At 68.9% G+C, this 19248-nt stretch carries 14 protein-coding genes and 1 pseudogene; all 15 read left to right on the top strand.

Annotation, left to right across the window (positions count from 1 at the left end; translation table 11 throughout):
* Positions 1-5 precede the first annotated feature (5 nt).
* The 15 genes and pseudogenes from OR16_RS15925 (at position 6) to OR16_RS39755 (ending at position 17266) form a co-directional block, all read left to right on the top strand.
* Positions 6-416, top strand: a complete 411-nt coding sequence (locus OR16_RS15925; RefSeq protein ID WP_006158977.1) for an ExbD/TolR family protein — start codon at positions 6-8, stop codon at positions 414-416.
* 10 nt (positions 417-426) lie between these two features.
* Positions 427-1137, top strand: coding sequence for an energy transducer TonB family protein (locus OR16_RS15920; protein ID WP_063709590.1), 711 nt, complete (start codon positions 427-429; stop codon positions 1135-1137).
* Positions 1138-1158: 21 nt separating this feature from the next.
* Positions 1159-2379: pseudogene (locus OR16_RS15915) on the top strand (putative porin); the annotation flags it as partial.
* 113 nt (positions 2380-2492) lie between these two features.
* Positions 2493-2909, top strand: a complete 417-nt coding sequence (locus OR16_RS47290) for a putative porin (RefSeq protein WP_272942852.1) — start codon at positions 2493-2495, stop codon at positions 2907-2909.
* Positions 2910-2919: 10 nt separating this feature from the next.
* Entirely contained in the window at positions 2920-3663 is a 744-nt protein-coding gene (locus OR16_RS15910) for a hypothetical protein (protein WP_006158975.1), read from the top strand.
* A 182-nt stretch (positions 3664-3845) separates the two neighbouring features.
* A complete protein-coding gene (locus OR16_RS15905) occupies positions 3846-4796 on the top strand; it encodes a peptidylprolyl isomerase (RefSeq protein ID WP_237717078.1) in 951 nt (316 codons plus the stop codon).
* Between the two features lie 113 nt (positions 4797-4909).
* A complete protein-coding gene (locus OR16_RS15900) occupies positions 4910-5419 on the top strand; it encodes a YbjN domain-containing protein (protein WP_100227895.1) in 510 nt (169 codons plus the stop codon).
* 5 nt (positions 5420-5424) lie between these two features.
* Complete coding sequence (locus OR16_RS15895) at positions 5425-5901, top strand: hypothetical protein (RefSeq protein ID WP_050982991.1); 477 nt, start codon at positions 5425-5427, stop codon at positions 5899-5901.
* 105 nt (positions 5902-6006) lie between these two features.
* Positions 6007-7302 carry a trypsin-like peptidase domain-containing protein gene (locus OR16_RS15890; RefSeq protein WP_006158971.1) on the top strand — a complete coding sequence of 432 codons (1296 nt, stop codon included), beginning with the start codon at positions 6007-6009 and terminating at the stop codon, positions 7300-7302.
* 133 nt (positions 7303-7435) lie between these two features.
* Complete coding sequence (locus OR16_RS15885; RefSeq protein WP_006158970.1) at positions 7436-8155, top strand: STN domain-containing protein; 720 nt, start codon at positions 7436-7438, stop codon at positions 8153-8155.
* Positions 8152-8667 (top strand): RNA polymerase sigma factor, encoded by a 516-nt coding sequence (locus OR16_RS15880; protein ID WP_006158969.1) that lies wholly within the window; start codon positions 8152-8154, stop codon positions 8665-8667. Before OR16_RS15885 ends, OR16_RS15880 begins: the two co-directional genes overlap by 4 nt.
* Positions 8668-8759: 92 nt before the next feature.
* The gene (locus OR16_RS41305) at positions 8760-9128 is read left to right on the top strand and encodes a FecR/PupR family sigma factor regulator (protein ID WP_006158968.1); all 369 of its coding nucleotides are present in this window, start codon (positions 8760-8762) and stop codon (positions 9126-9128) included.
* On the top strand, positions 9065-9688 hold the full coding sequence (locus OR16_RS15870; protein ID WP_006158967.1) for a FecR family protein: 624 nt from the start codon (positions 9065-9067) through the stop codon (positions 9686-9688). The genes OR16_RS41305 and OR16_RS15870 overlap by 64 nt, the downstream gene beginning before the upstream one ends.
* 193 nt (positions 9689-9881) lie before the next feature.
* Complete coding sequence (locus OR16_RS39760) at positions 9882-15374, top strand: filamentous hemagglutinin N-terminal domain-containing protein (RefSeq protein ID WP_006158966.1); 5493 nt, start codon at positions 9882-9884, stop codon at positions 15372-15374.
* Positions 15347-17266 carry a hypothetical protein gene (locus OR16_RS39755; protein ID WP_006158965.1) on the top strand — a complete coding sequence of 640 codons (1920 nt, stop codon included), beginning with the start codon at positions 15347-15349 and terminating at the stop codon, positions 17264-17266. Before OR16_RS39760 ends, OR16_RS39755 begins: the two co-directional genes overlap by 28 nt.
* Positions 17267-19248: the final 1982 nt, after the last annotated feature.

Here is a 19248-nt window from a genome sequence, read left to right as displayed (position 1 = left end):
CGGCCATGGCATACGCAGCCAAGTTCGGCACCAAGAAGCGCACGGGCGGCATCAACATCACGCCCTTCGTCGACGTGCTGCTGGTGGTGCTGGTGATTTTCATCCTGACCAGCAATGCCAGCATCCCGGGCATCAAGGTGGACCTGCCCAAGGCGAGTTCATCGGTCGCGCTGGAGAAGCCCAAGACCAAGGCCATCACGATCGACAACGCGGGCCAGGTGTTCCTCGACGCCTATCCGGTCACGCTGCCGGAGCTGGAGGAGCGCCTGCGCACGGAGAAGGCGCTCACGCCGGATTTCCCCGTGATCGTGCGGGGCGACGCCGCCGTGCAGTACGCAAAGGTGGTGGAGGTGCTGGACCTGCTCAGGCGCATCGACCTGAACCAGATCGGCCTCGTCACCGGCAAGCCGGCGTGAGGAGAGTCGGGTGAAACATCGTGATCCAACTCTTCCTCCCCGGCAGCGCGCCATCGCATTGTGGCGCCGCTGGGGCGGGCTGATCATCGGCGCGCTGGTCATCATCGGGCTGGCCGTGCTGGTCTGGCGCCTGCTGTCCGACACCGCCAGCACCAAGCGCGAGGTGGCGGCCACGCCGATGCTGGTGCTGCCACCGCCGCCGCCGCCACCTCCCGAGCCCGCGAAGCCGCCCGAGCCGGTGCCGGAGAAGGTCAAGCCGGAAGTGGTCGAGCCCGAGCCCAAGCCGGCGGACCCGCAGGAAGCGCCGAAGGACGACGCGCCGCCCAGCCCGTCGAAGGATCTCGGCGACCCGGTCACGATCGACGGCGCGGCGCAAGCCGGCACGGATGCGTTCGGCATCCAGGCCGGGCGCGGCGGCGGCATGACCGGCGGCGGTGGTGGACTGGGCAGCCGGTCCTATTCGAGCTACGTCTCGGGTGCCTTGCAGCAGGCCTTTGCGCGCGACCAGCGCACCCGGCAGCTGGCGTTCGAAGACATTCGCATCGAGCTGTGGCTGGACGCCGACGGCCGTGCGACGCGCGCGCAACTGGTGCGCAGCACCGGCAACGCGCAGACCGATGAAGCCGTGCTGGCCATGGTGCGTGATTTCCGGGCCGACGAACGGCCACCGGCATCCCTGCGCTTTCCGATGCGCATGTCGATCAAGGGGCGCCGGCCATGATGCCGCCGCACGTCTGACCGCATGCCCTACCTATTCCACCTCATTCTCGTGAACGAACCGATGAACCATCCAGCAATCTCCCGGCGCCATGCGGAGCCGGCCCGCAAGACCCACGCGCTGGCAGCCGCCATGGCGATCGCGCTGCTCGGCGCAAGCGGCGCGGGCTACGCGCAAAGCGCGGCGCCCGCCGACGGCACCATGGTCAAGCTGATCCGCGGCCTGATGCAAAGCGGTGCCCTGAAGAAGGATGCGGGCGAAGCCTTGCTTGCCCAGGCCCAGACCGAAGCCATGGCGCAGCAGCAGGCGCAGCGCGTGGCGTCGGCGCCGCCGCCGGCATCGGCCGCCGCAGCTGGCGGCATGCGCGTGGAGCCGGGTGACGTGCGCGTGCCCTATATTTCCGACACCGTGCGCGACCAGATCCGCGACGAGGTCAAGGGCCAGGTCATGGCCCAGGCCCAGGCCGAAGGCTGGGCGGCACCGAACGAAACGCCGGAGTGGACCAAGCGCATCCGCATCGAAGGCGACGTGCGCGTGCGCGACGAATCGCGCTTCTACTCCAGCAACAACAGCGATATCGCTATCGATTGGGCGGCCATCAACCAGGGCAGCGGCTTCGACGTCAACCCGAACACCAACCTCGCGCTGCCGCCGCTGGTCAACACGCGGCAGAACCGCGTGAGCCTGCTGCGCGCCCGTGCCAGGTTCGGCGTGCTGGCCGATATTTCCGACAGCACGCATGCGGGCATCCGCATTGCCACCGGCAACGACGACAGTCCGGTGTCCACCAACCAGACACTGGGCGGCGGCCTGGCCAAGAAGAGCGTGTGGCTCGACCAGGGCTGGCTGTCGTACAAGCCGGCGGAATGGCTCAACCTCACGGCCGGCCGCTTCGGCAACCCGTTCGTGTCGTCGGACCTGCTGTTCTCCAATGACCTGAACTTCGACGGCCTGGCCGCGCAGTTCGACAAGGCGTTGCCCAACCGGGACGTCGCGCTGTTCGGCACGCTTGGCCTGGTGCCGCTCGAGTATTCCTCCGACAGCTTCCCCAGCCGCAGCCAGAACAAGGCAAGCAGCGAGAAGAAATGGCTGCTGGGTGCGCAGATCGGCGCGAGCTGGAAGCTCAACAACGACAACCGCCTGCGCGGCGCGCTGGCGTACTACGATTTCCGCAACGTCAGCGGCCAGGTGTCGCAGCCTTGCGCGTTGTACGCCGGCGCCGACAGCTGCAGCACCGATTGGGCGCGTCCGGCCTTCATGCAGAAGGGCAACACGCTGATGCTGTTGCGTAACATCGCGCTCAATCCGCTGGATCCGGCCGGCACGCCGTTAAGGTGGCGGGCAGCCTCGGCCTGCGCATGGATGCGAACTACGTCCGCAACCTGGCCTACGACGAGGGCGGCATGTTCTCGCGTGCAAACGGCGGCATCGTCAATAACTTTGGCGGCAGCGGCGGCACCGGCCGCGCGGACTTCAAGAGCGGCGGCAACGCCTACCTGTTCCAGGCCACGCTTGGCAAGCCCGTCACGCTTGCCAAGGGCGACTGGAACATGCTGCTTGGCTACAAGCGCATCGAGCCGGACGCCATGCCGGACGGCTACAACGATTCGACCTTCCACCTGGGCGGCACCAACGCACGCGGCTACTACGTAGGCGGCTCGTACGCGCTCGACAAGAACACGTGGGTGACCGGCCGCTGGACGTCGACCAAGGAGGTCTATGGCCCGCCGCTGGCGATCGATATCTTGCAGGTCGAGATCAACACGCGCTTCTAGGAGGGATACCGTGTCATCCACATCATGCCCGCGCGGCGCCTGGCCTCCGCTGGCGCTCGCCGCCGCTCTCCTGATGGCCGGCGCCGCGGCGCACGCCCAGCCGGCCCAGACCATGGAAGAGCGCTTGCGCGCCCAGTTGCGCATCACCACCACGCAGTTGCAACAGGCGCAGAACGAACTGGCGGCGCTCAAGGCCGGCACGCCCCATGCGGGCGCCGCGCCAGCCGGCGCGGACGCCGACGCGAAGAAGGAACTGGAGCGTGCCCGCGCGCAACTCGCGGCCGAGCGCCAGGAGCGAGAAAGGCTGAGCGACAAGAACCAGCAGGCACAGCAGCAAGCGCAGGCTGTCGCCGAGAAGGCTGGCACCCAGATCGCGCAGTACCGCAACGCCTACGACGAACTGCTCAAGCTCGCGCGCACAGCCGAGGCGGAGCGCCAGCGCCTGGCCCTCGAGGCCAAGACGCAGCACGCCACGGTGGCGCAGTGCGAAGCCAAGAACGCGCAGCTCTACGCAGTGGGCCAGGAGATCTTGCGTGCCTATGAGACGGTGGATCTCGGTACGGTGATGATCGCGCGCCAGCCCTTCGCGGCGCAGAGCCGGGTGAAGTTCGAGCAGATCGCGCAGGCGTATGGCGACAAGCTGTACGAAGGGCGTTTCGCCACCGGCGCAGCGGCGCAGGCGGCGGCTGCCGACGTCAACACTGCCACGAGCGCCGCGAGCGCCACGGGCACGGCGGAGGCACCGCGGCCATGACCCGCAAAACCAGCAACGGACCGTGCATGGCGGTGGCGCCGAGCCTGCTGTTGCTGGGGCGTGATTGTTTCGTCATGTTGCTGCGATGTAATGAAGCGCGCAGGCCAGCGCGCGGGCAAGGCGATGCCGCCGGCCCACGCCGGCATTCACCCGCGCTCCCGGAGAACAAAGGTAAGACACAGATGACTCGAATGAAATCGCATATCCAGTCCATGCTACCGCCCGTGCGCACCGCCATTGGCGTCCTGCTGGCCTCGTGGCTGAGCGCTGCGCCGGTGCTGGCAGCGGAGCCCGCCACGGCAAGCGGTCCAGTGGTGGCGCGCGTCGGCTCGGTCACCGTTGGCCAGGAAGACGTGGAGCGGCTGCTGCAGGGCTTGCCGGAAGCGGACCGCGCCGCGGCCAGGAGCAACCGTGCCGGCATCGAGAACTGGTTGCGCCAGCGCCTGGCCAGTGAGGCGCTGCTGCGCGAGGCACAGGGCAAGGGTTGGGCGGAACGGCCCGAGGTGAAGGCGCGCGTCGATGCCGCCGTGCGCGAGATCTCCGCGCGGATCGTCTCCTCCACCTACCTGGAGTCGGTCACGCAAGTGCCGGCCGGCTATCCGTCCGAGCAGGAGGTGACGGTGGCCTATGAAGAAGGCAAGGCGAACTTCCAGGTGCCCGCCACCTACCGTGTCGCGCAGATTTTCCTGGCCGCCCAGGGCGGCGATGCCGCGGCCACGGCCAAGGTACGCGACGAGGCCAGCAAGCTGGCCACGCAGGCACGCCAGGGCGATTTCGCGGCGCTCGCCAAGAGCCGCTCGCAGGATCCCCGCAGCGCCGAGCGCGGCGGGGAGGTCGGCACGCTGCCGCTGGCGCAGATGCTGCCGGAAGTGCGCGAGACCGTTGCCAGGCTCAAGGTTGGCCAGGTGAGCGACGTGGTGCAATCGGCCGCGGGATTTCACGTGATGAAGTTGCTCGACACGCAGGCTGGGCGCACCGCGACGCTCGACGAGATCAAGCCGCAGCTGGTGGCGGCCATGCGCCAGCAACGCCAGCAGCAGCTCGTGCAGGCCCATATGGCGAAGCTGGTTGCGCCAGGTGCGGCCAGCATCGACACCGCCGCGCTGGATGCGGTGTTGCAGAAAGTGAACTGAACTGAAATGAAATGAAATGGATGCGGGCGCGGATCACGGTGCCCGATCACGCAAGCCGCAAGCTCATTTTCAATCCCAACTCCAATCCCAATTTCTCAAATACCAGGATAGCCATGAATACCACAGCAACCCAGATCGACACCTCGGCGGACAGCCAGCCCGCACTGCTGATGGCAGTCACTTCGGAGCAGGTCAGCGATGCCATCAAGGCCGCCGGCTGCGCCGTGACGGCCGTCGAGCAGGACGGCGTGCCGCGCCTGCACAGCGCCAGTCACGGCGTTGGCTTCCAGGTGCTCTGGGGCAACTCGGTGATGCCCGACTCGTACCTGGATTTCACGCTGAGCTGCCCGCTGCGGGTGCAAGGCGGCTCGTTGCCCGAAGGTGTGCTGGGCGACTGGCATCGCGCCAAGCGCTTCGCGCGCGTCGCGCAGCACGGCGAATTCCTGGTGCTTGAGATGGACGTGGTGATCTCCGGCGGTGTGGGCCCCGACTATCTCACCGTGGCGCTGCAACTGTGGACGCAGATGATGGGCCAGTTCTTCCTGCATCTGCGCAACTTCCAGCCGACGCAGCCGGAGGTACTGGATGCGCCGGCACAGGAAGAGGCCGGCGTTGCCGCGTGACTTCGATGCGTTCCCCGAGTGATCCAAGCCAGCAGGTCGGCCCCGCCGGGCGCAAGCGTGCCGCGCCGCGGCAGTTGTGGTGGCGTTTGCTCCGTGCGCTGGGGCTGGCAGGCCTGGGCCTGGGGGCGGCGTCTTCCGCCGCCGCCCCGGCGCAGCCGTTCCCGCAACACTGGATGCGCTACGCGCAACTGGCCAGCACGGAGTTCCAGGCGCGGCTGGGCGATCCGGCCGACGCGGGCGCGCTGCGTTTGCAGGATTGGATGCAGGCCCGCGCGCAGCCGGTCGCGTGGTTGGTGATGCGGGTGTGGCTTGCCCCCAACGGCCGAGTGGAGCGCATGGAGTTCGACTCGCTCGGCAATCCGCAGGCCGACGCGGACTTGCGCGCGGTGCTGATGATGAAGGCCTTGCCCGAGCCGCCGCCACCGGATATGCGCCAGCCCATGGTGCTGGAGCTGGGCCTGGATGGCGCGCCGGCGAGCTGATGTGGCGATGGCTTTCAACCTAGGCCGCTGCAGCGGTCTCGTGCGGCGCTCGCTGGCCTTTGCTGCGACGGCGCTGCTCCTCGCGCTGGCGGCAGGCACGGCCGGATGCGCGCCGCTGCAGCCGGCGCCGTGGCGTGCCGCGCCCGATTTTCCCGGCTGGTCCGCGAGAATGGCCCGGCCGTGGTCAACATCGGGGTGGCCCGCGAGGCATCGCCAGATCCGCTGCGCGGGCGTGTGCCGGGCCAGGACAATGTCGACGAGACCAGCCTGGGCTCGGGCTTCATCCTCAGCGGCGACGGCTACATCCTCACCAATGCGCACGTGGTCGCGCACGGGTCGCAGGTCAGCGTGAAGCTGACCGACCGGCGCGAGTTCAAGGCCCGGCTGATCGGGCTGGACGCCGTTGCCGACGTGGCCCTGCTCAAGATCGACGCCACCGGCTTGCCGACGGTGAGAATCGGTGACGCCGCCAGCGTGGAGGTCGGCAGCTGGGCCCTGGCCATCGGCTCGCCTTATGGCTTTGCCAATTCGGTCTCGGCCGGCATCGTCAGCGCCAAGGGCAGGGTGCTGCCTGGCGCAGAGTACATGCCCTTCCTGCAGACCGACGTGCCGGTCAATCCCGGTAACTCCGGCGGTCCGCTGTTCAACCTGAAGGGCGAGGTGATCGGCATCAATTCCCGCATCTACAGCCGCAGTGGCGGCTATCAGGGCTTGTCGTTCGCCATCCCCATCGATGTGGCCATGCGCATCAAGGACCAGTTGCTGAGCCAGGGCGCGGTCACGCGCGCGCGCATCGGCGTGACGGTGCAGGAAGTCTCGCAGGCCCTGGCCGATTCGTTCCGCCTGCCCTGGCCCGCGGGAGCGCTGGTGAGCTATGTGCAGCCTGGCGGGGCCGCCAGCCGGGCCGGCTTGAAGCCGGGCGACGTGATCCTGCAGGTGGGCGCGCGCGATGTAGTGCAGTCCGCCGATGCGCTGATCTGCATCGCAGACCTGGCGCCCGGCGTCGCCGTCCCGCTGCGCATCTGGCGGGATCGCGCCGCGCTCGAGCTGGAGGTGCGGCCCGAGCGCTTCGACGCGCCTCGGGTGGCGCCGGCGGCTGCGTCCGGGCACGCGCCGCTGGGCATGATGGTCAGGCCGCTGTGGGCGCAGGAGCGGCAGGTGCTGCGTATCGACGGCGGCCTGCTGGTGCAGCGCGTGAACGCCGCCGCGTCGCGTGCCGGCATGCACGCCGGCGACGTGATCCTCGCGCTCAATGGCCAGCCGGTCGACAGCATCGAGGCGTTGGCCGACGAGGTCAGCGCGGCCAACGGCGCGGTGGCGCTGCTGGTCCAGCGCGGCAACGCACGGCTGTTTATCGCGATCGAGACGCGGCAGCCGCCGGGTCCCGGGCAGGAGGAGTGAGCCATGCCACGGCAATCGCCCCCGCGAAGTCATGGCGGCGTCACACTGGATCCCTACGATGTGCACCGGTATGCACTCGGGCCGCGCGCCCGATCCGGCAAGGACTCTTCAACGCACAGGGCATTGGATCGTGATGGCAAGCTTGGTCGCATCCCCCGGGGCACGCGCACTGGTTGCCTATATGGCGGTCCTGGCTCTGTGCCTCGCCTGCCAGCAGATTCGCGCCCAGCAGCCGGCCAGCGGCGCCGCGGTGGAGATGGCGTTCGACCTGCCGGCCCAGCCGCTCAAGCAAGCGCTGGCGCAATACGACGCGCAGACCAGCTTGTCCGTCTTCTTTTCCTCCGAGCTGGCAGCGGGGCGGACCTCGACCGCCGTCCACGGAACCTTCAGCCCGGAGAACGCCCTGCGCAAGATGCTGGAGGGCACGGGGCTGAACGTGCAGGCAGCCGCGGCCGATGCCTTCGTGCTGGTGCCCGCGCCGCGCTACGCGGACACGGCAGTTGCGCAGCCCTCGGCCAGCGCCGCGCGGCAATATGAGGGCGCGGTGCAGTCGCAGGTCTATCAGGCGCTATGCGCACGAACCGCGCTCGCGCTCGGCGAATATCGCCTCGCGCTTTATGTGCAGCTCAACGCGGCCGGCCACGTGCAGCACGTGCGCCTGCTGGACACCACCGGCGACAAGGCACGCGACGCGGCCATCATCGAGACCGTGGAGCGCGTCGATGTGGGCCAGCCGCCCGGGGATCCGGCCAAGGCATTCGTGCTGCTGGTCAAGCCGGTGCGCTGCGACGCCGCCGCGGCCCGCGCCGGCTCGTGCCGTCCCCCCTCGGCAGGCAGGCGAGCCGATAGATGAGCGACTCCAGCCGTGCCGGCCTGCGCGAGCTGCTCGCGCAACGCTACGACGACCTCAAGCGCCGGCTGACATGGCGCCTGGGCTCGGCCGAGCTCGCCAGCGATGCGCTGCACGACACCTGGGTGCACCTGGAGGAGCGCAACGAGCAAGGCGAGCCGGTCAAGAGCCCCGCCGCCTACCTGATGCGCATGGCCACCAACCTGGCGCTGGACCGGCTGCAGCGCGACCGCCGCTACATGAGCGCCGAAGAGATGGAGACGCTCATGGCCGAGATTGTCGACCCGGCGCCCGGCCCCGCGCAAACGGTCGCGGCGCGCGACGAGGTCGAGGCCGTGGCGCGCCTCATCGAAAGCATGCCGCCGCGGCGGCGGGCGATCTTCCTCGCGGTGCGGGTCGATGAACTGTCGAACCAGGAGGCCGCGGTGCGCTTCGGCGTGTCGCCACGCCTGATCGGGCTGGAGCTCAAGCGGGCGCATGAGTATTGCGTGGCCCATAGCCCCAAGCATGGATAAAAAAAGCATGCCGATCTGTTGCTTCCCAACCGTCTTGTCTATGTCCACAGGCAAACCACGGTGGCGGCTCGCTTGATGCCATGATACGAACGATGAATCCTCCGCTACAACGGGAACGCACGCTTGACGCGATCGAGCGGCAGGCGCTTGCCTGGGTGCGCCGCGTGGCGTCGGGCGAGATGACGCCGGCTGACGGCGCGGCGCTCAGGCGCTGGTGCATGGCGGATCCCGCGCACAAGGCTGCGTTCGCCGTGGCACGGCAGCGCTGGCAGCAACTGGGCGAGGCCAGCCAGCTGGCGGTGGCGCGCAACCCGGCCAGCCTGCGCATTGCCGAGACGCGGCGCACACCGAACTGGCAGCGGCGCGCCATTTCTCGGTGGTGCCATGAGCCTGGGCAATGCGCGCGGACTACCGCACTGCCACTGGCGAGCAGCGCCGGCTGGCGCTGGCTGATGATGTGACCGTGGAACTCAATACGCGCACCAGCATTGCCGTGCGCGCCGGCGCCGGCCGCATGCAGGGCATCGACCTGATCGCCGGCGAGGCAGCCGTGGACACCTTGCATGCGCCGCGGCCGTTTGCGGTTGTGGCAGGCCCGGGGCGCGCATTTGCGCAAAGCGCGCGCTTTGAAGTGCGGATGACGCCCGCAGGCGTGTGCGTGACCTGCGTCGAAGGCGCGGTGCAGGTGGCGCACGCCACGGGCACCGCTACGTTGAATGCCAGGCAACAACTCACCTACGATAGCGAGGCACTTGGCCACATCGTGAGCGTCGATCCAACCTGGATGCCAGTCTGGCGCGACGGCTATCTGCGTTTCTCCGAAACGCCCTTGCGTGATGTGGTGGACGAGATCAATCGCTATCGGCCCGGCCGTGTGGTGCTGCTGGACAAACAAGTAGCCGCCAGGCGCGTGACGGGCCGCTTCCAGATCCGCGCGCTCGATAAAGCCATCGCGCAGATGCAGCGCTCGCTAGGCCTGGAAGTGCGCGCGTTGCCGGGCGGCATCGTGCTGCTCAGCTAGGGCGTTGGCCACGCCCGCGCCCTGTCACGAAATCTTCAAATAAAAGCTTGCCGATTCCCCCGCGCCCAACGGTCTAGATGCCAGGAGCATCGACGGCGCTAGCCATCGATGGACATGATCGCAGTGCCGGTTCGCCAAGCCATGCCAAGCGAGCGGGACTCGCCGAATGAGCTAGACGGGAATGGAAGCCAGAATGAACATGCGCGTTCACTACAAGAAGATGCCCTCGCGACAGACAACGCGATTTTGCCGGACGGCCCTCACGATCCGCCCGCTGGCCCACGCCATCGCCTTGCTCATGGCCGCAGGCGGCACCATGCAAAGCGCCCACGCGCAGCAGGCCTTCAGCCGCGCCTGGATGGCGCAAAAGAACATGATGCAGGACACGGCGGCGGCAACGGGCCGCCTGCCCAACGGCCAGCCTGCCGCATCGCTCACCAATCCGCTGGCTCAGCAGCAACGCGCCAGCGAACAACTGCAGCGCTCCATCGATAACCTGAACGTGGCCGCGCGCGGCATCGCCGCCATGCAGGCAGCGCAGGCCGCCGCGCGCCAGGCAGCGATGAACGATGCGTCGGTGCCCGATGGCCTGGCGGAGGGTGGCCTGAAGGTGGACACCAACAGCCTCACTGCCGGCTGGGTCAACGCCAGGCTACTGAACAAGGAAACCGGCCAGAAGGCCGTCGACGGCAGGACGCAAGTCACCATCCAGCAGACCGCGGACAAGGCCATCCTGAACTGGGAGACCTTCAACGTCGGCAGGAACACCACGGTGCAGTTCGACCAGCAGCCAAGCTGGGCGGTGCTCAACCGCGTCAACGATCCGCAAGCGCGGCCCAGCCAGATCCAGGGGCAGATCAAGGCCGATGGCACGGTGATGATCGTCAACCGCAACGGCATCGTGTTTTCGGGCAGCAGCCAGGTCGACACACGCAACCTGGTGGCGGCGGCTGCGGGCATGACGGATTCGCAATTCCGCAAGGGGCTCTACAGCGATGCGCTGGGCGTCGGCTATGTGCCGACCTTTGCCAATGACCTGGTCACCACCCCGAGCACGTCATCGAACGGCATTGCCACGGGCGACGTGATCGTCCAGGCCGGCGCGCGCATCGAAACGCGCAAGCCGCAGTCGGTGACCGAAGGTGGCGGCTATGTATTGCTGGCCGGGCGCGAGGCGCACAACCACGGTTCCATCTCCACACCTGGCGGGCAGGTCACGCTGGCCGCCGGCGACAGCTTCATCATCCGCAAAGGCGTTGGCACCGATGCCAACCAGGATTCCAGCACGCGTGGCAACGAGGTCCTTGTGCAGCGCAGTGCCGGCAGCCTGGCAGGCCGCGTGAGCAACAGTGGCTTGCTCCAGGCAGCGACCGGCGACATCACGCTGGTTGGCCAAAGCGTGGAGCAAGCCGGCGTGGCGCTGTCCAGCACCTCCGTCACCACGCGCGGCACGCTGCACCTGAAAGCCGTGGGCGATGCCGCCAGCCGGGTGATCCTGGCGCCCGGCAGCGTCAGCGCCATCCTGCTCGACGACAGCAACGCTACCGCGCTGGACGCGCAGCGCGACGCACTGGTCAAGGATTCCGCCAGGATCAGCGACGGCAGCGGCTATAGCCGCCGCGACCTGTCGCTGGTGAAGATCGATGCCAGCGGCGACGTGGACTTCCAGTCCGGCTCGACGACGCTCGCCACCGGCGGCCAGGTGATGGTGGATGCCGCGCGCCGTACGCGTGTGGCGGATCGCGCCGTCATCGACGTGGCCGGCGCGGTGGGCGTCAGCGTGGCGATGGAATCCAACAACGTCATGATCAACGTGCAGGGCAACGAGCAGCGCGACGCGCCGCTTAACCGCGACAGCAAGCTGCTCAACAACGCCAATATCTGGATCGACCGCCGCACCCTGGTGCGCGTTGCCGCGGGCACCAACGGCTACGCCACCGAGCGCATGTACACGGGGGGCGGCCTGCTGGAGGTCAGCGGCTATCTCAGCACGGGAGGCCACAGCATCGGCGAGTGGGCCGCGCAGGGCGGCACCGTCGCCTTCAGCGGCGGCGAGCTGGTCACGCAGGCAGGCTCCGGCATCAATCTTTCCGGCGGCTCGCTGAACGTGCAGAGCGGCAGCATCAGGCAGACCTGGCTGAAGGGGGCGGACGGCCGTTTGTACAACCTGGCCACCGCGCCGGCGGACAACCTCTACACCGGGCTGTATCGCGGCTTCGAGGACACCCATGCACGCTGGGGCAAGAACACCACCGAGTACTACTACAGCCCGCTGATCGCGCCCGGCTCGCGGCTCGAGAACGGCTACACGGTGGGGCGCGATGCCGGCCGGCTGGTCGTGGCCACGCAGTCGGCGGTGCTCGAAGGCAATATCGACACCACGGTATTCCAGGGCGATCGCCAGCGCGAGGCACGCGACGCCGGCCTGGACGGCTACAAGCAATCGCAGATCGCCGTGGCGCGCCCCGGCCAGCTGATCGTCGGGCAGCTCACGCCGATCTACGATAGCAAGACCGGCATGCTGCGCGACAGTCCGCAGGCACTGGTGAAGCAGGTGGAGATCGGCACCGTGCAAGGCATCGCCGATGGCCTGGCCCTGACGGACGCGCTGCCCGACGAGCGCAAGGGCAAGTTGCGCCTGGATGCCGGCTGGATCAATGGGCTTGGCCTGGGCGCCTTGAAGCTCTACGCCAGGGACGGCATCGACGTTGGCGCGGCCGTGCAAGTGGCCGCGGGCGGCGACCTCGCACTGCATGCCACGCAGGTGGACGTGCGGGCGGACCTCGCGGCGCGCGGTGGCCGCATCGCACTGGGCAACATGATCAATCAGTACACCAGCAGCGCCGGTGGCAGCTGGCTGGACGTGCCGGTGGCGGCGATACCGGCCAAGGGCTATACGCCCGGCGTTTCGGTGGGGCAGGGGGTCACGCTGGATGGGCGGGGGCAGTGGTCCAACCTCGAGCTGGACGCCACCCGGATCGGCGGGCTGCCCTACCTCAATGGCGGCGTGGTCACCATCAGCAGCACCGGCGATGTCACCCTTGGCACGGGCAGCGTGCTGGACGTGTCGTCGGGCGCGGCGCTGCTTGCCGGTAACAAGATCCAAGGCGGGCGGGGCGGCAATATCACGCTGCTATCCAACCAGAACGACATGGCTGGCAAGGGTTCCGGCGCCTTGCGCATGGACGGCGAACTGCGCGCCTATGGCGTCAAGGGTGGCGGCACGCTCACCATCGACACCGGCGTGGGCATCGCCATCGGTGGCGGCTTGCTGGCCGACAGCGGCTTGTTGCCGGCGGGCCAGTCGGTCTCGGTCAACCTGACGCTGGCGCAGTCGGTCACGCTGCCGGCGGGCACGGTGCTGGCCAGCGATTTCACGTACACGGCGGACACCGTTGCGCCGGGCCAGGCGATGCAAGGCAACCCGGTGTTCAGCACGACGCGCAAGGTCACGTTGCAAGCGCCGTGGCTGGTGCCGCGCGGTACGACCTGGAACTTCGCGGTCATCGACGACAAGGGCCGCTTTTATTCCAACGGCAACATCGCCCCGGCCGGTACGGTGCTGGTAGGCACATCGGGCGACCTGGCACCGGGCTACGTGGTGCCGGCAGATGTCTTTCCCAATGGCATCCCCGTGCCCGAGTTCAATAGCACCTTGCTGGCCGGCACGCCGTTGCCCAAGGAAGTGGTGCTGGCGGAAGGCGCCAGGCTGCTGGCCGGCACGAAGCTGCCGGGCGCGGTGGCGGTCAAGCCGCTGCTGGTGATCGGCAACGCCGTGTTCCAGAGTGGTTTCTCGCGCTACGCCGTGGCTGGCCAGCAGGGCGTGCAGGTGGCGCGCGATGCCAACCTGGCGGTAGCGATGCCTGTGTTGCGCTTCGACGCCGCGGCGGGCCGCGCGGTGCCGAGCGGCGCCGAGTCGGCGCAAATGCTGGAACGCTGGCTGCCGCCGTTGTGGCAGGAAGACCCGCTCAAGGCCACGCTGACCCAGCGCGGCGGCGCCGACCTGGCGTTGTCGGCCGGCTCCGTCTACACCCAGGCGCCGCTGGTCGTCGGGCAGGGCGCCATCGTTACCGTGGATCCGGGCCGAGCGCTGACCCTGCAAGGCAATGGCCAGATCACCGTCGACGGCACGCTGAACGCCTGGGGCGGCAATATCGCATTGCTGCCCGGCAAGCTTGGCACCGGCAACGAGGCGGGCCGGCCCAACGGCATTGCCGACGCCATGTCGATCTGGATCGGCAACGACGCCGTGCTGGACGCTGCCGGCCGTGCAATCACCGCCGTCGACGCGCGCGGGCACGTGTACGGCAACGTGGGCCAGGGCGGCACGATCGAGATCGGCGCGCGCCACAACCTGGACGCCACCGTAGTTGACGCCGCGGACGCCTTCGTCGTGGTGCGGCCGGGCGCGCGCATCGATGCATCCGGCGCTTCCGCCCGGCTGGATCTGCCTGGGCTAGGCGCCACGCAGGTGGCGAGCGACGGCGGTGTCATCGCGCTGAGCTCGTTGCGCGGCCTGTTCCTGGATGGCAGCCTGCGCGCGGCCGCCGGTGGCCCGGGCGCCGCCGGCGGTACGCTGGCGCTGAACCTGGAGACGCCGGCCTACGGCCCGGTGGACAACTATACCCAGAAGAGCCCCAGCGTTGAGGACGCGGTGCGGGCCGCGCGCGAGCTGGTGGTGGCGCAGACGCAGGGCAGCACCGCGCTGGCGGCGGGATTGCGGCCCGGTGACCGCGACGCCGCCCTGTTGTATGGCACCGGGCGCATCGGCGTGGACCGCATCGGGGCCGGCGGGTTCGACAACGTCGCGCTGCTGGCTAACGGCGTGATCAGCTTCGATGGCAACGTCAACCTGGCGGTGGGGCAGAGCTTGCGCCTGACGACCAGTGCGGTCGCGCTAGCGGCGAATGCCGCTGCCGGCACCCAGGTCAACCTGGCGGCGCCCTATGTCCGCCTGGCCGGCACGACCCGCGTTACGCCCGACTTCTACTACATGCCCAACCCGGTTGTGACCCCCGCGGGCGTGGCGCTGGTGTCGCAGGGCGCCCGGCTGCAAGTCGAGGCGGATCTGCTGGACCTTGTGGGTGCCATGCAGATCGGCGTGCGCGGTCTCATCAAGCGCAACGCCGACACATCGCTAGCGGTGGAACGCGCTGCCTTCGACGAAATGACACTGCGCAGCCGCGGCGACTTGCGCATGTACGGCGCCGCCTCGCTGAACGTACCCGGCAACCTCACGCTGGCGGCCGCGCAGATTTATCCAGGCATGGGCGACAGCGGTTCGGTGACGGTCGGACAGCGCAGTTTTCTCGACAAATACGGCATCATCCAGCGCGAATTCGACCCGGCGCGCCACCTCAATATCGAGCGCATGGGCGATGCGCTGCCCGCCATGCCCTATTCCGTTTTTGGCCGCCTGAGTTTCGGTGCCCCGACCATCAACCAGGGTGGCGTGGTGCGGGCCCCGCTGGGCACCCTCGAGCTGGGATCGGCGGGCTATGGCGCCGTGACGGAGCACCTGAACCTGCTGCCGGGCAGCGTGAGCTCGATCAGCGCCAACGGCCTGGTCATGCCCTACGGCGGCTCGCTCGACGGACTCAGCTATCTGCACGACGGCAAGGACGTGGTATTCAACGGCGTGGGCAACGGCCCGGCCAAGTGGACCTGCGCGGTGGCGGCACGCTGACCGGCGCGGCCTTCCTTGCCGGGCGCGGTGGCTCGGTGGACGCGCGCATGAATCCGCTGGTGCAGGTCGGCGCGCGCGGCGGCTTCACTTTGCCGGGGCTGTCGACCAACCCGGTCTATGCGATCGTGCCGGGCGTGCAGCCCGGCTATGCGCCGGTGGTGGCCGAGAAAGGGGCCAGCGATCCGGTCATCGGCCGCCAGATCACCATCGGCGCCGGCGTACCGGGCCTGCCCGCCGGCAACTACACGTTGCTGCCCTCCACCTTCGCCTTGTTGCCCGGCGCGTTCCGTGTCGAGCTCAACGGGCTTGGCAATGGCACGTGGGCGGGCGGCGGTGCCATTGCCATGCGCAACGGCTCATATGCAGCCTCGGCGCAGCTGGGCGTGGCCAACACAGGCATCCGCAACGCCGTGCCTACCCAGGTCTTCCTGACGCCTGCCGACGTATTGCGCAGCTATTCGCAGTACAACGAGATGGGCTACGCGGATTTCGCGCTGGCCCAGGCCGCGCGCGAGGGCGTGCCGCGCGCCCAGCTGGAGCAGGACGCCAAGACGCTGCGCTTCTCCTTCGCGCCGACTGCGCTGCGCGCCCCGGGTGATGAGCCTGCCCTGCGCTTTGCGGGGCGTACCTTGTATGCGCCCGCCGCAGGCGGCTTTGGCGGCAGTGCGTTGATGGTGGGTGAGACCAACTACGAAATCCTGGCCAGCGGCGCGGCGCCCACGCCGGGCTTCAGCGGTATCTCGCTCTACGCGGCGGATATCAATGCCATCGGCGCCTCGCGCATCGGCATCGGCGGGCTGCCGTCAGTCCGCTATGTCGACTACTACGGCAGCAGGCAACGCGCCAACATCGCCACGTTCGATAGCGGGGCGGGGAGCATCTTCCTGCGCGAAGGCGCAGTGCTCAAGGCCGCCGAAGTGTACCTGGTGACCAATAGCAAATCGGGCGGCATCCTCGTGGAGCAGGGCGGCGGCATCAATACGCTGGGGCAGGGCAAGGCCGCCTGGGATTCCACCAACGGCTATGCCTACGAGCCGGGCACCAGCAGCGTGGTGGCGGTCTCCAACGGCTGGCTGGACATGCTGGCGCCGGGCTACAGCGCGGATCCTACCCGGGGCGCTGGCCGCATCGACATCGGCACCTGCAGCGCGGGCGCGGTCTGCCACGGCATCACGCAGCTCTATTCCGAAGGCACCATCGCTGCCTCGACCGACCAGAGCTTCAACCTGCGCGATGCGGCCCGCTACGGCACGCGCAACCTGGTGTTGTCGGTCGGCGGCATCAATGCGGGCAACCAGGCCACGCTGGCGGACCTGGCCGCGCGCAATGCGCTGCCGCCGGGCCTGACGCTGAACCAGGCGGTGCTGGACCGGCTCCTGCAGGGCGACACCAGCGTCGGCGCGCCGGCCCTGGAGAACCTGGCGCTGACCGCGCGCGACGCGCTGCGCTTCTATGATTCGGTGGAGCTGTCCACCATCGACCCGGCCACCGGCAAGTCCTCGCTCGCGCGCCTGGTGCTGGGCACCCCGGCTATCCAGGGCTACGGCAATGCCGATGCGCTGGCCCGCATCCACACCGACATCCTGGTGTGGAACGGCTCGACCAATGCGCCCGGGCTGGTGGCAACCGGCGGCGCCGGCACGGGTAGCGGCCGCCTGCAGGTCGACGCCAAGCAGATCGAGTTCGGCTATGGCCCCAACAGCCGTCCCGACACCATCCACACCATGGACCGGATGGTGCTGGGCTTCGGCCAGGTTGACCTCAACGCCAGCGAGCGCATCACCGCCAACCAGAAGGGGTCGCTCGCGGTCTACCAGTCGCAAGGCGCCTGGGACGATGCCACCAAGGGATCGCGCTCAGCGGCAACAGCGTGGCGCTGGACAGCACGGTGATCCTGCCCAGCGGCAAGCTCACCGTGTCCGCCGAGCGCGACGTGGTGTTGCGCGATGGCGCGCGGCTCGACCTGGCCGGCCGCAAGCTCGATTTCTATGATGTCAGCAAGTACAGCTGGGGCGGCGACGTGGTGCTGGAAAGCCGCGCCGGCGATGTGCGCCAGTCGGCAGGCGCGCTGATCGACGTCTCCGCCAAGGAGAACCGCGCGGGCAAGCTCACCGTGCTCGCGCTGGGCGCGGACGCGGGCACCATCGACCTGCGCGGCAGCGTGCTGGGCAGCAGCAGCGGCCACTACGATGCCGGCGGCACCCTGGTGCCGTACGCGGCCGGCGGCGCGGATATCCGCGCGCAGCACGTCGCCGATTTCACGGGACTGAACCAGCGCCTCAACAACGGCAAGCTCTCCGGCATCCGCAGCTTCCAGCTCAAGCAGGGCGACCTGGCCATCGGCGACGAGCTCAAGGCGCGCGAGGTCAGCGTGTCGGTGGACGGTGGCAAGCTCACCGTGACCGGCACCATCGACGCCAGCGGCGAGCAGGCCGGCAGCATCCGCCTGGCCGCGCGCGACGGGGTCACCATTGGCGGCGGCGCGCTGCTCGACGCGCACGGCACGGTGCTGCGCGTGGACAGCTACGGCCAGCTCATCGAAGCGCCCAACCGCGCCACCATCGAGATCAATGCCGGCACGGGCCGGCTCACGCTGGAGAGCGGCGCGCGCATGGACCTGCGCGCCGGCACCGGCGCTGCCGCGCAGTCGCTCGGCACGGTCGAGCTCAACGCCCCGCGCCTGGGCGGCGCCGCCGGCAACGATATCGATATCGACGCCAGCGGCGCGCTGCGCATCGACGGCGCGCGCTCGATCGCGGTCAACGGCTTCTGGTCTTACAAGGACGCGGCCTGGGGCACCGACCCGATGGCCGACGGCCGTCCCTACCAGGTCATCAACCAGGCCTACCTGGACGCCAAGCACGCAGACAGCCTGGTGTTCATGGGCAATGCGCTGGCCAACGGCGACCTGATGAACCGCAAGCTTGCCGGCCTGCGCGGCTATGCGGACGCTTTCCACCTGCGCCCCGGCGTGGAGATCATCAGCGCCACGCCGGATGGCGACCTGCACATCGATGGCGACATCGACCTGTCGCGCTACCGCTATGCCAGCGTCAACCCGCACACGCAGCAGACCGGCATCTATGGCTCCGGCGAAGCCGGCGCGCTGGTGCTGCGCGCGGGCGGCAACCTGAATGTCTACGGCAGCCTGACCGATGGCTTCGACGCCTCGGCGCTGCCGGTCACCCCGGACGATCAAGGCTGGGTGCTGGTCAAGGGCAGGGTGCCCTGGGGCGGCGATGTCGTCATCCCGCAGGGCCAGTTGGTCACGCTGGCGGAGGACACCTTCTTCCAGTCCGGCCGCACGCTCAACTACGACCTGCCGATCAAGGCGGTGAGCCTGCGGCCCGGCACGGTGCTGCCCGCGCGTGCCACGCTGGCGGCGGACCTGGTGCTGCCAGCCGGTACGGTACTGGGCGGCGCGGTGCGCGATGCGCAGGGCAATGTCGTGCAGGCGGCGGGCACGGTGCTGTCGCAGCCGCTGACGCTGGCCAGCGGCATGCAGCTCGATGCCGGCAACCGGCTTGCCGGCGGGGCCAGCGTGGCGGCCATGACCTGGCCGGCCGGCGTGCCGCTGCCGCAGACCGGCACGAGCGTGGATAACGCGCCAGGCGTCTACCTGGCGAACGCACTCGCCTTGCGCAAGGGCGCGGTGATCCCGAGCGAAACGGTGGTCAAGCTGCCGGACGACGCGGTTATGGTGTCGCTGCGCCCAGGAGACGCCAGCGGCAACCAGGGCCGCAACTGGGCGCTGGCGCCGATGCTGCCCGAGGGCTCGCAATCGTGGTCGGTGCGGCTGGTGAGCGGCGCGGACACGCAGGCCGCGGACACGCGCGCCTTGCAGGCGCGCAGCAAGCAGGGATCCATGCTGCTT

The sequence above is a fragment of the Cupriavidus basilensis OR16 genome (genome assembly GCF_000243095.1).
In the GTDB taxonomy this organism is placed as follows: Bacteria; Pseudomonadota; Gammaproteobacteria; order Burkholderiales; family Burkholderiaceae; genus Cupriavidus; species Cupriavidus basilensis_D.
Note: the sequence above shows the minus strand (reverse complement) of the source record. Positions and strands in the feature narration are given on the sequence as shown.

Bases quoted from the DNA above. Each gene is read 5' to 3' on its own strand.
- OR16_RS15890 (WP_006158971.1), top strand. From the start codon at position 6,007: ATGCGCGCCGCTGCAGCCGGCGCCGTGGCGTGCCGCGCCCGATTTTCC.
- OR16_RS15905 (WP_237717078.1), top strand. From the start codon at position 3,846: ATGACTCGAATGAAATCGCATATCCAGTCCATGCTACCGCCCGTGCGC.
- OR16_RS15900 (WP_100227895.1), top strand. From the start codon at position 4,910: ATGAATACCACAGCAACCCAGATCGACACCTCGGCGGACAGCCAGCCC.
- OR16_RS15885 (WP_006158970.1), top strand. From the start codon at position 7,436: ATGGCAAGCTTGGTCGCATCCCCCGGGGCACGCGCACTGGTTGCCTAT.
- OR16_RS41305 (WP_006158968.1), top strand. From the start codon at position 8,760: ATGAATCCTCCGCTACAACGGGAACGCACGCTTGACGCGATCGAGCGG.
- OR16_RS15895 (WP_050982991.1), top strand. From the start codon at position 5,425: ATGCGTTCCCCGAGTGATCCAAGCCAGCAGGTCGGCCCCGCCGGGCGC.
- OR16_RS15925 (WP_006158977.1), top strand. From the start codon at position 6: ATGGCATACGCAGCCAAGTTCGGCACCAAGAAGCGCACGGGCGGCATC.
- OR16_RS47290 (WP_272942852.1), top strand. From the start codon at position 2,493: ATGGATGCGAACTACGTCCGCAACCTGGCCTACGACGAGGGCGGCATG.
- OR16_RS15870 (WP_006158967.1), top strand. From the start codon at position 9,065: ATGCGCGCGGACTACCGCACTGCCACTGGCGAGCAGCGCCGGCTGGCG.
- OR16_RS15880 (WP_006158969.1), top strand. From the start codon at position 8,152: ATGAGCGACTCCAGCCGTGCCGGCCTGCGCGAGCTGCTCGCGCAACGC.
- OR16_RS39760 (WP_006158966.1), top strand. From the start codon at position 9,882: ATGAACATGCGCGTTCACTACAAGAAGATGCCCTCGCGACAGACAACG.